Source organism: Sphingobacterium cellulitidis (assembly GCF_043187465.1).
Taxonomy (GTDB): domain Bacteria; phylum Bacteroidota; class Bacteroidia; order Sphingobacteriales; family Sphingobacteriaceae; genus Sphingobacterium; species Sphingobacterium cellulitidis.
In genome coordinates this window covers 3,734,705-3,747,633 of sequence record NZ_CP171136.1, presented here as the reverse complement: position 1 = coordinate 3,747,633, position 12,929 = coordinate 3,734,705, and the positions used below count along the sequence as shown (strand labels likewise).

Sequence of the window (12,929 nt, the reverse complement as noted above, 5' to 3'; positions counted from 1 at the left end):
ATTAAAATGTTTCAAAAAGTCTTTGCTAAGAGAAGGCTACTAAGGTACCTGTAACCAGCTTATCTTTCCCAATCGGGGTAGAATGTAGCACCTTGTCAAGGGACAGGTTGCTAAGGCTTCATCGGGTCTAGTCCCTCTGCCTTTCTCTATAAGCGGTGGCTAAGTTATGGATAAGATTTATATTTTGCAAAAAAAAGATTTGTGAACCGAGATTTATCCCCAGTAAAAATAAATTATTAGCCATTTTAATATTCCATCATTCTTTAATAATCTGGTCTAAAACAATTGTGCTGAGGGAATACCATAAAAAATAGGGACAAATTAATTTTGTCCCTATTCATTTTATTTTTGTAATCATTCTGAGAAGAACTCTTCCCAAAAATCAGATATTAACTCACTAATAATTTATATCCTTTACCATGGACATTCACAATCTCTACATTCGGATCTTCCTTCAAATATTTTCTTAACTTACTTAAAAAAACATCCATGCTTCTTCCGGTAAAGTAATTGTCATCATGCCAGATCTTAATCAATGCTTCCTCTCGGGTCAATACATCGTTCTTTTTCAAACATAAAAGACGTAGTAATTCGGCTTCTTTGGTTGAAAGCTTTTGCTGTTGTCCCTTGAATGAAATAATCTGACTTGTATAATCGAAGAAATAATCACCGATTTCAAATTTATCAGAAACTTCTTCTTCCTTATCTTTCGATGCTCTTTTGAGCAAGGCATTTATTCGTAGCAATAATTCCTCCACACGGAAGGGTTTAGTGATATAATCATCACCTCCCAATTCAAATGCCTGGGTCTTATCTTCCATCATTCCTTTTGCTGTCGCGTAAATGATAGGAACTGTTTGATTTATTTTTCGAATATCCTTTCCTAATGAAAAGCCGTCTTTCTTGGGCATCATGACGTCTAGGATACAAAGATCAAATTCCTCTTTTCTGAAGGCATCCATACCTTCTTGACCATCCTTACATAATACCACATCGAATTTACCCTTTAGTTCTAGGTAATCCTTTAATAACTCGCCCAAATTAGGATCATCTTCTGCTAATAATATCTTTTGATTCATAATTTCTTTTATTTATTATGCTACTTCCTTGGAGGCGTCCTTCAAAGGAAGAGTTACTTCAAATTGTGTGCCTTTATCTTTTTCGCTTTTAACTGATATTTTGCCGTTTAGTCTTTTGATAATATCATTGACATAACTTAAGCCTAGTCCAAAGCCTTTTACGTTGTGAATGTTTCCCGTAGGGATCCTGTAAAATTGATCAAAAATCTTTTCTTGTTGATCCTTGGTCATCCCCATTCCCTTATCTGCAACGGAGATTACAATGTTGTTCCCTCTATTAAAAGTCTTGAAAGTGATTTCTGGTTTTTCTTGAGAGTATTTAATTGCGTTATCAACCAAATTAAACATGACATTGGATAGGTGAAGTTCATCTCCAACCACCAAATCATTAACCGCTGCCAAGTCGATATTCAAGGTTCCTTCTGCCTTATCCATTTGCAGGCGCATACTCTCCAGAACGGCATTTGCCAGGGAATTAATATAAACATTGACCCGTTCAATTTTCAAGTTTTCCTTTTCTAAACGCGCAATATTCAAAACCCTTTCAATATGAGAACCCAATCTGACATTCTCATCATAAATGATATTTGCGAGTTTATTTACACGTTTGCCATCAGCCGAAATTTCCGGATCACGCAAAGACTCACTCGCGATCATAATAGTTGCCACTGGAGTTTTAAACTCATGCGTCATATTGTTGATGAAATCCGTTTTCATTTCGGAAATCTTCTTTTGCTTGAAGATAATGCTCAGGGTATAAGCGAAACATCCAATCAATAGCGCAAGCAAAGCCAAGATGGTCGGGAACAGCCAATATCCCATGGTTTCCGCAATAATCCCGCCTTTATTTGGGAAGTGAATACTTAATTCACCCGGCGCATTTCCTCGGTCACCTTGGAATAATCTTGCTGTATAGATCAATGGATTACTAACCTCCTTTAACTCTTCGTTGTTGAATTGATATACCCCTTGAAATACCGGCATCTTATTGAAATCCTTGATCTCCATAACGAAGGATGATTTTATCCCGCGCTCAGAAAGCTCATGAATCAATAATTTCACCGTCTTTTTTCCATTGATACGTTCTGCCAAGGGTCTTTTGGATAATTCCATCCCCATGGCAACATCAGCAATGACAGAGCTTTTTTTGCCACCTAAAATAGCAATCGTATCGTATAGGGTAGCAGCTTCTGTTAACTTCTGATTTCTTAAATTATTTAGTTTGATCTCCAGTTCCTCAATTTTCCCAATGGATCTCGAGTCAATTCTTGGAGGTAATGTTCGGATTTGATAAGCAATGGCTTCCGTAGCCGGAGGTGAAAATACTGGAATTAAATACCGAGTACTATCATCCTTCTGAGCCACCCTTGGAATAACTTTTATGGCCTCAACATTCGTGAATTCACCAATGGTATTATCAGATGTAAGCCCCTGTTCTAGAGTGATTCTGACTAAATGTTTATAATCTTTCCTTCGTAAATAGGTCTCGTAGAACTCATTACTAATGGGGACAGCTGGGAATTGCTGATTTAATTGACGCTCTAGATAATTGAAGTGGGTCGTATGTGCAAAAGCTCTTCTTTGCAAGGTTTTGATACTATCCTGATAACTTAACTGAAGCGCTAGTATTTTTTCATTCTTCTGAATTCTTTCCTGATCAATTCTAAACTTCTCCTGATTCAGACGTTCTTGTTCCCTAGCAAAATCATAGATCTCTTGGCGTTCGATTTTGTTGGCTACTGCTGATAGGGAGGCTTTAACCTCCTCATCGAATAATTTTGATTCTTTGATAAAGGACTCCCGCACAAAATAATATTGCATAGCCATCACACCTATTAGCGCAATGGACATCAGCCAAATAATCAATGCAATACTTCTTTTCTTCATTTGTTACAAAAGTAATAAGGGAAAACAGCTAATTTTCTCATTTAACACATTTTAACAGCGAAATTTTAGCTTTTTTAGCAGAAATGGATTTGTTTTGTTATAGAATTATGACTTAAGACTCTGATTATGAAAAATTTCATCTTTATTTCCATGCTGCTTTTGATTTGGGTACTTCCTTCGTCTGCTCAAAATAATCAAAATTTTCAAAAAATGAAACCATTAGAACTCAAGTTGGATAAATCCAAGCAGGATAGTTTAAAGGCTTTCAAAATACCATTATTTGATTCTCTAAGTTCTACGATAGAGATCCCAAATGCATACAAAGGAAAGAAATTAAATCTGCAGCAAACACCAAATCAAGGGACTATGGATGACAGTGTAATTCTAGAAAAGAAATTGACTGGCTCAGAGAGTGTAATGATGCCAGGAACCAAAAAATTGGACAATAATTCCCAAAAGGATAAGTTTGAGTCCAAAGACGTTTTAAACTCCCTTATTCTGAAGTAGTTTCAAAAATATATAAACAAGAAAGCCTCATATTAAATGAGGCTTTCTTGTTTATTTCGTAATTATCTTACTTCTGAAACACGGATTGTATTTGTTCTACCTTTTTCATGTAATGGGGTAGAAGAAGTGTTGATTACAATCTGACCCGGTTCTACCAAGTGACGCTCTCTTAATAAGCCGTTTACATCTTGGATTGTACCATCGGTAGATTCGTATTTTTCGTAGATAAATGCTTTCACACCCCAGCATAAGCTAAGCGTACGCAATAAAGTTTTATTACCAGTGAAAACATAGATATCTGCATCCGGACGGTAACTAGAAATTTCCATGGCAGTATAACCTGAAGAAGTCATTACTGCGATTGCAGATGCATGAGTTTTTTCAGCCAAGAAAATAGAAGAGCTACAAATAGCATCTGGAATACGGGTTACAGGTACTGTTCCTAATTGTTCTTTGTCGCTATAGTATGGATAAGAAGTTGCTTCAACATGAGTAATAACTTTTGCCATTGTTTCGATAACGATCTCAGGGAATTCACCAACTGAAGTTTCGCCACTTAACATCACAGCATCAGCACCATCAATTACTGAGTTCGCAACGTCATTAACCTCTGCACGTGTTGGACGTGGAGTAGTAATCATACTTTCCAACATTTGGGTAGCAATAATTACTGGTTTTGACAGGTTACGACATTTTTGAGCAATAATCTTTTGAAGGCCTGGTACTTCTTCCATAGGAAGTTCAACACCTAGGTCACCACGAGCAACCATGATCGCGTCTGTTGCTTCAATAATGCTGTCGATATTGTCAATTGCTTCAGGCTTCTCGATTTTTGCAATCACTTTTGCGTGAGAACCTTTTTGCTTGATGATTTCTTTACATTGCTTGATGTCTTCTGCTGAACGTACGAATGACATCGCGATCCAGTCAGCACCATGGTCAAGAGCAAAGTTTAAATTATCTAAATCCTCTTCAGTTAATGAAGGAATTGAAACTTTGGTGTTTGGAAGATTAACTCCTTTTCTAGATGTTAAAATACCACCATGAACAACTTCACAAGTAACTGTATCTAAGTGATTTGTTGATAAAACACGCAATTGAAGTTTACCGTCATCCAATAAGATGATTTCATCTTCTTTTACGTCATTCGGAAAGTTGTCATATGTGATGTAGATTTTCTTTTCGTCACCAATTAATTCGTGCGTAGTCATCTCTACAGTACTTCCATTTACAAGAATGGCACCACCTTCTTTCATTTTTCCGATACGAATTTTCGGACCTTGTAAGTCAGCTAAAATACCTACGTTGAAAGGGTGTTCTTGGTTGATTTCGTTGATAGTGTTGATCACTTTTAGGTGATCTTCCTGAGAACCGTGTGAGAAGTTAAGGCGACAAACGTCAACTCCTTTAGCAATCATACGGGTTAAAACATCTTTTTTTGAAGAAGCCGGACCTAGTGTGGCAACAATTTTGGTCCGCTTTTTTAGTTTATCCATTTAAATTAAATTTTAAATTTATATTCTTTTTTAAGTCATTTTCTGCTTTATTCTCCCCTTAAAGCAGTCGATTAGGTTTATGTGTATTAGTTACACTATCTTAATAATCCGCTAAAATATCAGATTTTCTTTAGATTTCAATATTGTTGGGTCTATTTCTTTTACCAAGAGTACTTCAGGAATAGACTTGATGTTTTCTAATAATGCGTCCAGATCTTCCTCATCGATATAATGTTTGATCATCAGGAAGTAATCAAAACTACTAATTTCAGGGATTAGGGCTGCGCCTTCCACCGACCGATTGCTCAATAAATAAAATTCAAACTCAAAAGTTTGATTATGGTACCTGAAAATATTAAAGTGATTCCGAAGGGTGGGTTTATTTTTTTTTGATTCAAAAATGATGTGATAGTCCAATTCATCCTTGGGTTTTTCTTTACTATTTCCATTATGGTCCAGATAATCTTCTTTCCCATAAACGAATTGCAAGCCGGTATGTTTGTTGATGAAATGGCAAAGTCGATAATCTCGCAGGACAGAACTGATTCCAATAAGGATAAAATCCAGTTCAAGGTCAAAGTCAGTTTCGAGTTTAAAGGTTATTTTGCTCAAGCCAATTATATTTGATGATTTACAAAATTACGTTTTTGGTTCATTTAAGTTTGATGATTAAGTAAAAATATCATTAAATATGCATTAAGTTTGTAAAACTTTATTTGTTTTAGTATTATTGAATTAAGGTTAATTAATAAGGTGTTAAAACTTTATTTAGGATAACTTTGTTCTTTATTTAGTTTCAAAAGTCAAAAAGATTTGATTTTTGGGAATATTTATTTTTTCTTTGCACAGATTTATTAAACAATTAAACTAGAAAATCATGTCAGATATCGCATCAAGAGTAAAAGCAATTATCGTAGAAAAGTTAGGTGTAGACGAAAATGAAGTGACACCAGAGGCTTCTTTCACGAATGATTTAGGTGCAGACTCACTTGATACAGTTGAGTTGATCATGGAATTCGAGAAAGAATTCAACGTTGCAATTCCTGATGACCAAGCTGAAAACATCAGTACTGTAGGACAAGCAATCGCTTACTTAGAAAAAAACGTTAACTAACTAATTTTATTAGGCCAAAAATCATAAATGGAGCTTAAGAGAGTAGTTGTAACAGGATTAGGCGCACTTACACCTATTGGTAATTCCGTATCAGAATACTGGGAGGGATTAGTAAATGGTGTAAGTGGAGCCGCTCCTATCACGCATTTTGATGCGTCAAAATTCAAGACACAGTTCGCCTGTGAAGTCAAAGGTTTTGATCCGCACGTCTATATGGACCGTAAAGAGGCCCGTAAGATGGATCCTTTTGTGCAATACGCCATAGCATCTACCGATGAAGCCGTAAAAGACGCAGGTTTAGATTTCGATAAATTAGACAGAACGCGAATCGGTGTAATTTGGGGGTCTGGAATTGGAGGATTAACAACTTTCACTGAGGAAGTTGCCCAATACTCTAAAGGAGATGGTACTCCTAGGTTCAATCCTTTCTTTATTCCTAAAATGCTTATCGACTTAGCACCTGGACATATTTCTATGCGCCATGGCTTGCAAGGTCCTAACTTTTCTTCAGTTTCTGCTTGTGCATCGGCTACCAACGCAATGATCGATGCCTTTACGTATATCCGTACGGGAAGGTCCGACATTATTATTACTGGTGGTTCTGAAGCAACAATCAATGAAGCTGGAATTGGTGGATTTAATGCAATGCATGCCCTTTCAACGCGTAACGATGACCCTAAAACAGCATCAAGACCATTCGATAAAGATCGGGATGGATTTGTATCTGGTGAAGGTTCTGGTGCCATCGTGTTGGAAAGCTTGGAACATGCCTTAGCGCGCGGAGCAAAAATTTACGCGGAAGTTGTCGGTGGTGGAATGAGTGCTGATGCGTATCATATTACTGCATCCCATCCTGAAGGATTAGGCGCTAAGTTAGCCATGACTATGGCCATCAAAGATGCCGGAATGGATTTCTCAGATATTGATTATATCAATGTTCATGGAACTTCAACGCCTGTAGGAGATGTGAGTGAAACAAAAGCTATCGTTGACCTTTTTGGTGAACACGCTTATAATTTAAATATCAGTTCTACAAAATCCATGACAGGTCACCTGCTAGGTGCTGCTGGTGCTGTAGAAGCTATTGCCTCTATTTTGGCAGTTAAAAATGATATTGTTCCTCCAACGATCAATCATTTCACTGATGACCCTGAAATTGATAGCAAATTGAACTTTACGTTCAATACTGCACAAAAAAGGGTTGTAAACGCTGCTTTGAGTAATACCTTCGGGTTCGGAGGTCACAACGCAACAATTATTGTGAAAAAGTATAATGGTTAAGATGTATTCATTTTTTCCATGCTAAACATTTAGAATAGGTAGTTGCATTTTCCAACTACCTATTGTTATTTAGAGTAATTATGCCCATCACACAGGTTTATAATCTTTATCTGTCCCCTAATCGCAATTACGTTCGGAAACTAAAGAACTTGCTTGGTTTCGTACCTGGCAATGTACGCCTTTATCAAATGGCTTTCCGCCATAAGTCCGTTGCTGTCCTCATCAAAGATGGGGTCAAAAATAGCAATGAACGATTGGAATTCCTGGGCGATGCAGTATTGGGGTCGGTGGTCGCTGAATTACTTTTTAAACTTTATCCCTACAAGGATGAAGGTTTCTTGACCGAAATGCGATCTAAAATCGTATCTCGTGCCAACTTGAACCAGCTTTCCCGTAAGCTTGGATTTAATGAGATGATTGAGTTCGATGCTCGAATGATCAGTTATCCCAACAAACAAGGTTCTCTACTCGGAGATGCCTTTGAAGCATTGGTTGGAGCGGTCTATCTTGATAAGGGATATACCTTCACCCGTGAGTTTCTTCTTTCCCGAATTATTAAACCCCATGTCGATATTCAAACCCTTGAAGTAACAGAAACAAACTTTAAGAGCCGCTTGATCGAATGGTGCCAGCACAACAACAAAGAAATTAGTTTTGTCCAGGTTGATAACCCAGAAGGGGAGTCCAACAAAATGTTTTCTGTAGTTGCCGTGGTCGATGGCGAAGAATGTGGCTTAGGTCGCGATTTCAATAAGAAGAGCGCGGAAAAAATAGCTGCAGAAAGAGCCTGCGAATTCTTGAAGATATTTGAAGAGTAGATTTGAGATAGGAGATGTGAGATTTGAGAAATTTAGTCTCAATAGCATGATTATTAATCATATCTTCCATTCCAATTCCTCAATTCTTATTTCTAAAATTTCAAAATTCACATCCCAATATCAAATCAAATTTCTCCCATTTCCACACACCTTTACTTTTCCGTTTTCTATCTCAATTGTCACATCTATTTCTAATATCCCACATCTCACCTCTAATCTAGCCCATTTCTTTACACCTATACTTTTCCGTTTTCTATCTCAATTCTCACATCTCACTTCTCACATCTAATCTAGCCCATTTCTTTACACCTATACTTTTCCGTTTTCTATCTCAATTCTCACATCTCACTTCTCACATCTATTTCTAATATCTCACATCTCACTTCTCACATCTAATACCTATCTTTGCGGCTATGGCATCAATAAAACCATCATTAGCTAAGGGTACTCGTGATTTTTCTCCATTGGAAATGGATAAGCGTAATTTTATTTTTAATACGTTAAAATCAATTTTCAGAAAATTTGGATATGCGGAGATCCAAACCCCTTCATTTGAAAACCTTTCAACCTTAACCGGAAAATATGGTGATGAAGGTGATAAATTAATTTTCAAAATCTTAAACTCTGGAGATTATTTGAGCAAGGCCCCAGCAGATTTGTTGGAAAGCAAAAGTTCGAATCCCTTAATTTCTCATATTTCAGAGAAAGCATTGCGTTATGATTTGACAGTTCCATTTGCGCGCTATGTGGTGATGCATCAAAATGATATAGCCCTACCTTTTAAGAGATTTCAGATTCAGCCAGTATGGCGTGCTGACCGTCCGCAGCGAGGAAGATACAGAGAATTTTACCAATGTGATGTAGATGTTGTAGGTTCAAGCTCATTGTTGAATGAAGCTGAATTTATTCTAATCTACAATGAAGCCTTGCTGAAGTTAGGATTGAAGGATTTTAATATCAAGCTGAATAATAGAAAGATCTTATCAGGAATTGCAGAAGTAGTGGGTAAGCCTGAGTTAATCGTGGATATGACTGTTGCTATTGACAAGCTTGATAAAATTGGTTTGGATGGTGTCAATAAGGAATTGTTGGAAAGAGGATTTACGGAGGCTGATTTAGCAACCTTAAAACCAATCATTGAGCTTCAAGGTTCTAATTTGGATAAAATAGCATCCATGAGAACAGTCCTTTCAAACTCTACAGTTGGGATGCAAGGGATTGCAGAGATTGAAGAAGTTTTTGCTTACGTTGAAAAGTTCGGTCGTGCGGACCTCTTAGAAAAAGTCGTTGAAGTAGATATCACTTTAGCACGTGGCTTGAATTATTATACCGGATGTATTTTTGAGGTGAAGACCAATGAGGTTCAGATGGGAAGTATTGGTGGTGGTGGTCGCTATGATGACCTGACAGGAATGTTCGGGTTGAAGGACCTGACAGGAGTGGGGGTGTCATTTGGAGCTGATCGTATCTATGATGTCTTGGAGGAGTTGAATTTATTTCCACAAGGCGGTTCCGAAAGAACAAAATTATTGATTGTCAACTTTGATTCTGCGATTGAGGATTTCACTTTACCATTGATGTATAGATTGCGTGAGGCCGGGGTTGCTGTCGAATTGTATCCTTCAGCGGTTAAGCTCAAAAAACAAATGAGTTATGCTGACTCTAAAGCAATACCTTATGTTCTTTTGGTCGGGGATGAAGAAGTGAGTTCGGGACAATTGTCTTTGAAGAACATGGAGACTGGGGAGCAGGAAAAATTGAACATGGATGAATTAATCGAAAAATTGAAATAAGTAAAGCGACCTTAAAAGGTCGCTTTTTTTTATTGAGATAGATTTTAAAGGAGCAAGGGAAAGGATAAGAGGGGAATTGAGCGACGATAATTTTACATAAACCATATAAAACCGAGAAATGTAAGCTAAAAATTATCCGAAATCTCGTTAAAATTGATTAAATTTGTGGTCAGTTTAGTAAAGAAATTCAATACTTAGAAATGAGTTCAACACCTATAACAAAAGAAACCTACCTAGAGTGGTATGAATCCATGCTGCTCATGCGCAAATTTGAAGAGAAATCTGGACAGCTATATGGACAGCAAAAAATTCGTGGATTTTGTCACTTATACATTGGACAAGAGGCCGTAGTTGCTGGTACGATGTCTGTGATTAAACCTGAAGATTCTTTGATTACAGCCTACCGTGATCACGCCCATGCATTAGCAAAAGGGGTATCGGCGGATGCTTGTATGGCAGAATTATTTGGTAAAGTTACGGGTTGTTCAAAAGGTAAAGGAGGCTCCATGCACTTCTTCTCCAAAGAGCATAAATTCATGGGTGGTCACGGTATCGTAGGAGGTCAAATTCCTTTAGGTGCTGGTATTGCTTTTGCTGAGAAATATTTGGGAACAGATAATGTAAATATCTGTTACATGGGTGACGGTGCTGTACGTCAAGGTGCTTTCAATGAAACTTTGAATATGGCGATGTTATGGAAATTACCGGTAATCTTTGTTTGTGAAAACAACGGCTATGCAATGGGTACTTCTGTAAAACGTACGACTAACATGCAAGATATCTATAAAATGGGTCTTGGATTTGATATGCCAAGTGCACCTGTAGATGGTATGGATGTTGTTGCTGTTCACAATGCAATGGATGAGGCGGTACAACGTGCTCGTGCGGGTGAAGGTCCTACTTTCTTAGAAATTCGTACTTACCGTTATAAAGGTCACTCCATGTCCGATCCTGCAAAATACCGTACAAAAGAGGAATTGGAAGAGTACAAAGAAAGAGATCCAATAATCGCTGTGAAACACGCTATTGTTGAAAATAAATATGCAGATCAAGCTTGGTTTGATGAAGTAGAAGCGAAGGTTAAGAAAATCGTTGATGATTCAGTGAAATTTGCTGAAGAGTCTCCATACCCTGATGCCGCGGATATCTACAAAGATGTTTATGTTCAAGAGGACTATCCTTTTGTCATGGATTAATTAATGATAATTACTTTAACTTAAATAGAAGAATCCTAAACGATGGCTGAAGTAGTAAAAATGCCAAAAATGAGCGACACCATGACTGAAGGTGTGATCGCTAAATGGCACAAAAAAGTTGGTGATAAAGTAAATTCAGGAGACCTTATTGCAGAGGTTGAAACTGATAAAGCTACAATGGACTTTGAATCTTATCAAGAAGGTACATTGTTATATATTGGACCGAAAGAAGGCGAAGCCGTTCCAATTGATTCAGTAATCGCGGTGTTGGGTGAAGAAGGTGAAGATTACGAAGCATTATTGAAAGGTGATGCAGCTGGTTCTTCCGAGGATAAGAAAGAAACTAAGGCTGAGGAAAAAGCTGAAAAATCTACTGAAGAGGCTCCTGCAGCGGATTCAGGAAGTAATGTAACTGCTGAAGACCTTGGCGTTACAGTGATTACCATGCCTTTATTGTCTGATACAATGACTGAAGGGGTGATTGCGCAATGGAATTTTAAAGTTGGAGATACCATCAAATCGGATGATGCTATTGCTGATGTAGAAACTGATAAAGCGACTATGGAAGTGACAGCTTATGCTGATGGTACTTTATTATATGTAGGTGTTGAAGCTGGTCAAGCTGCAAAGGTTAATGATATTATTGCTATCGTTGGCCCTGCGGGAACAGATGTTACACCTCTATTAAATCAAAAACCTGCTGCTGCAAAATCTGAATCTAAAAAAGAAGAAGAAAAACCAGTGGTTCAGGAAAGTAAATCTGATGCTCCAGTTGCTGCATCAACTTCTAGCGACGCTAGAATCAAAGCTTCTCCTCTGGCAAAGAAAATTGCTAAAGAAAAAGGTATTGATTTGAGCCAAGTGAAAGGTTCAGCAGAAAATGGTCGTATCGTAAGAAAAGACGTTGAAAACTTCACTCCGTCTGCAGCTCCTGCAGCAGCAGCGGCTTCTGCACCTGCGGCAGCGTCTGAAGCGAAAACAATCAGTTTACCTCAATTTGTTGGAGAAGAGCGTTTCACTGAAAAACCGGTGAACCAAATGCGTAAGACGATCGCTCGTAGATTGTCTGAGTCATTATTCACTGCACCACATTTCTACTTGACAATCAGTGTAGATATGGACAATGCAATGGCTGCTCGTGCTCAAATCAATGAGGTAGCTCCAGTTAAAGTTTCTTTCAACGATATCGTTGTGAAAGCTGTAGCTGTTGCCCTAAAACAACACCCTAATGTAAACTCTTCTTGGTTAGGCGACAAAATCCGTTATAATGAACATACAAATATCGGTGTTGCAATGGCTGTTGAAGATGGATTACTAGTTCCGGTTGTTCGTTTTGCTGATGGTAAATCTTTATCACACATCTCTGCGGAGGTTAAAGATTTCGCTCAAAAAGCTAAAGCTAAGAAATTACAACCTTCGGATTGGGAAGGATCAACTTTCACTGTTTCTAACTTGGGTATGTTTGGTATTGATGAATTTACATCTATTATCAACTCACCTGATGGAGCGATCTTGTCAGTTGGTGCTATCCAACAAGTTCCTGTTGTGAAAAATGGAGCAGTTGTTCCTGGAAACATCATGAAATTAACCCTAGGTTGTGACCACCGTGTGGTGGATGGTGCTACTGGTGCTCAATTCTTACAAACATTAAAAGGATTAATCGAAGCTCCGATTCGCTTATTAGCATAATCTGAGTATTCTATAAAATACCAAAAGCCAGCATTAATGCTGGCTTTTGTTGTTTGATATAGTTTCTAT

The 12,929-nt window shown here is 37.7% G+C and carries 11 protein-coding genes and 1 riboswitch; of the genes, 7 read left to right on the top strand and 4 right to left on the bottom strand.

The genetic code is table 11. The annotated features are described in order from the left end of the window. Positions 1 to 56: 56 nt before the first annotated feature. Positions 57 to 155, bottom strand: a riboswitch (SAM riboswitch). Between the two features lie 234 nt (positions 156 to 389). Together ACF3OC_RS16450 and ACF3OC_RS16445 are read right to left on the bottom strand one after the other, a co-directional pair. Then, positions 390 to 1,079: a response regulator transcription factor gene (locus ACF3OC_RS16450; RefSeq protein WP_094257921.1), complete on the bottom strand. Its 690-nt coding sequence runs from the start codon at positions 1,077 to 1,079 to the stop codon at positions 390 to 392. Between the two features lie 15 nt (positions 1,080 to 1,094). Continuing rightward, a complete protein-coding gene (locus tag ACF3OC_RS16445; RefSeq protein ID WP_094257920.1) occupies positions 1,095 to 2,966 on the bottom strand; it encodes a sensor histidine kinase KdpD in 1,872 nt (623 codons plus the stop codon). A 210-nt stretch (positions 2,967 to 3,176) separates the two neighbouring features. On the opposite strand from ACF3OC_RS16445, the gene ACF3OC_RS16440 reads away from it, so the two are divergent. Next, positions 3,177 to 3,473, top strand: coding sequence for a hypothetical protein (locus tag ACF3OC_RS16440; RefSeq protein WP_392469939.1), 297 nt, complete (start codon positions 3,177 to 3,179; stop codon positions 3,471 to 3,473). Between the two features lie 62 nt (positions 3,474 to 3,535). Here ACF3OC_RS16440 and pyk read toward each other — a convergent pair whose 3' ends face one another. Continuing rightward, a complete protein-coding gene (gene pyk / locus ACF3OC_RS16435) occupies positions 3,536 to 4,969 on the bottom strand; it encodes a pyruvate kinase (protein ID WP_094257918.1) in 1,434 nt (477 codons plus the stop codon). 111 nt (positions 4,970 to 5,080) lie between these two features. Continuing rightward, positions 5,081 to 5,581, bottom strand: a complete 501-nt coding sequence (locus ACF3OC_RS16430; RefSeq protein WP_392469937.1) for an IPExxxVDY family protein — start codon at positions 5,579 to 5,581, stop codon at positions 5,081 to 5,083. Positions 5,582 to 5,846: 265 nt separating this feature from the next. Between ACF3OC_RS16430 and ACF3OC_RS16425 the strand changes: the two genes are divergently transcribed. The 6 genes from ACF3OC_RS16425 (at position 5,847) to ACF3OC_RS16400 (ending at position 12,860) form a co-directional block, all read left to right on the top strand. Continuing rightward, a complete protein-coding gene (locus tag ACF3OC_RS16425; RefSeq protein ID WP_079643602.1) occupies positions 5,847 to 6,083 on the top strand; it encodes an acyl carrier protein in 237 nt (78 codons plus the stop codon). A gap of 27 nt (positions 6,084 to 6,110) precedes the next feature. Continuing rightward, a complete protein-coding gene (fabF, locus tag ACF3OC_RS16420; RefSeq protein WP_094257916.1) occupies positions 6,111 to 7,364 on the top strand; it encodes a beta-ketoacyl-ACP synthase II in 1,254 nt (417 codons plus the stop codon). Positions 7,365 to 7,444: 80 nt separating this feature from the next. Then, on the top strand, positions 7,445 to 8,182 hold the full coding sequence (gene rnc / locus ACF3OC_RS16415; protein ID WP_094257915.1) for a ribonuclease III: 738 nt from the start codon (positions 7,445 to 7,447) through the stop codon (positions 8,180 to 8,182). Positions 8,183 to 8,595: 413 nt separating this feature from the next. Further along, positions 8,596 to 9,975, top strand: a complete 1,380-nt coding sequence (gene hisS / locus ACF3OC_RS16410; RefSeq protein WP_392469934.1) for a histidine--tRNA ligase — start codon at positions 8,596 to 8,598, stop codon at positions 9,973 to 9,975. 200 nt (positions 9,976 to 10,175) lie between these two features. Further along, entirely contained in the window at positions 10,176 to 11,171 is a 996-nt protein-coding gene (pdhA, locus tag ACF3OC_RS16405; RefSeq protein ID WP_094257913.1) for a pyruvate dehydrogenase (acetyl-transferring) E1 component subunit alpha, read from the top strand. A 42-nt stretch (positions 11,172 to 11,213) separates the two neighbouring features. Continuing rightward, on the top strand, positions 11,214 to 12,860 hold the full coding sequence (locus tag ACF3OC_RS16400) for a 2-oxo acid dehydrogenase subunit E2 (RefSeq protein WP_392469932.1): 1,647 nt from the start codon (positions 11,214 to 11,216) through the stop codon (positions 12,858 to 12,860). Positions 12,861 to 12,929 lie beyond the last annotated feature (69 nt).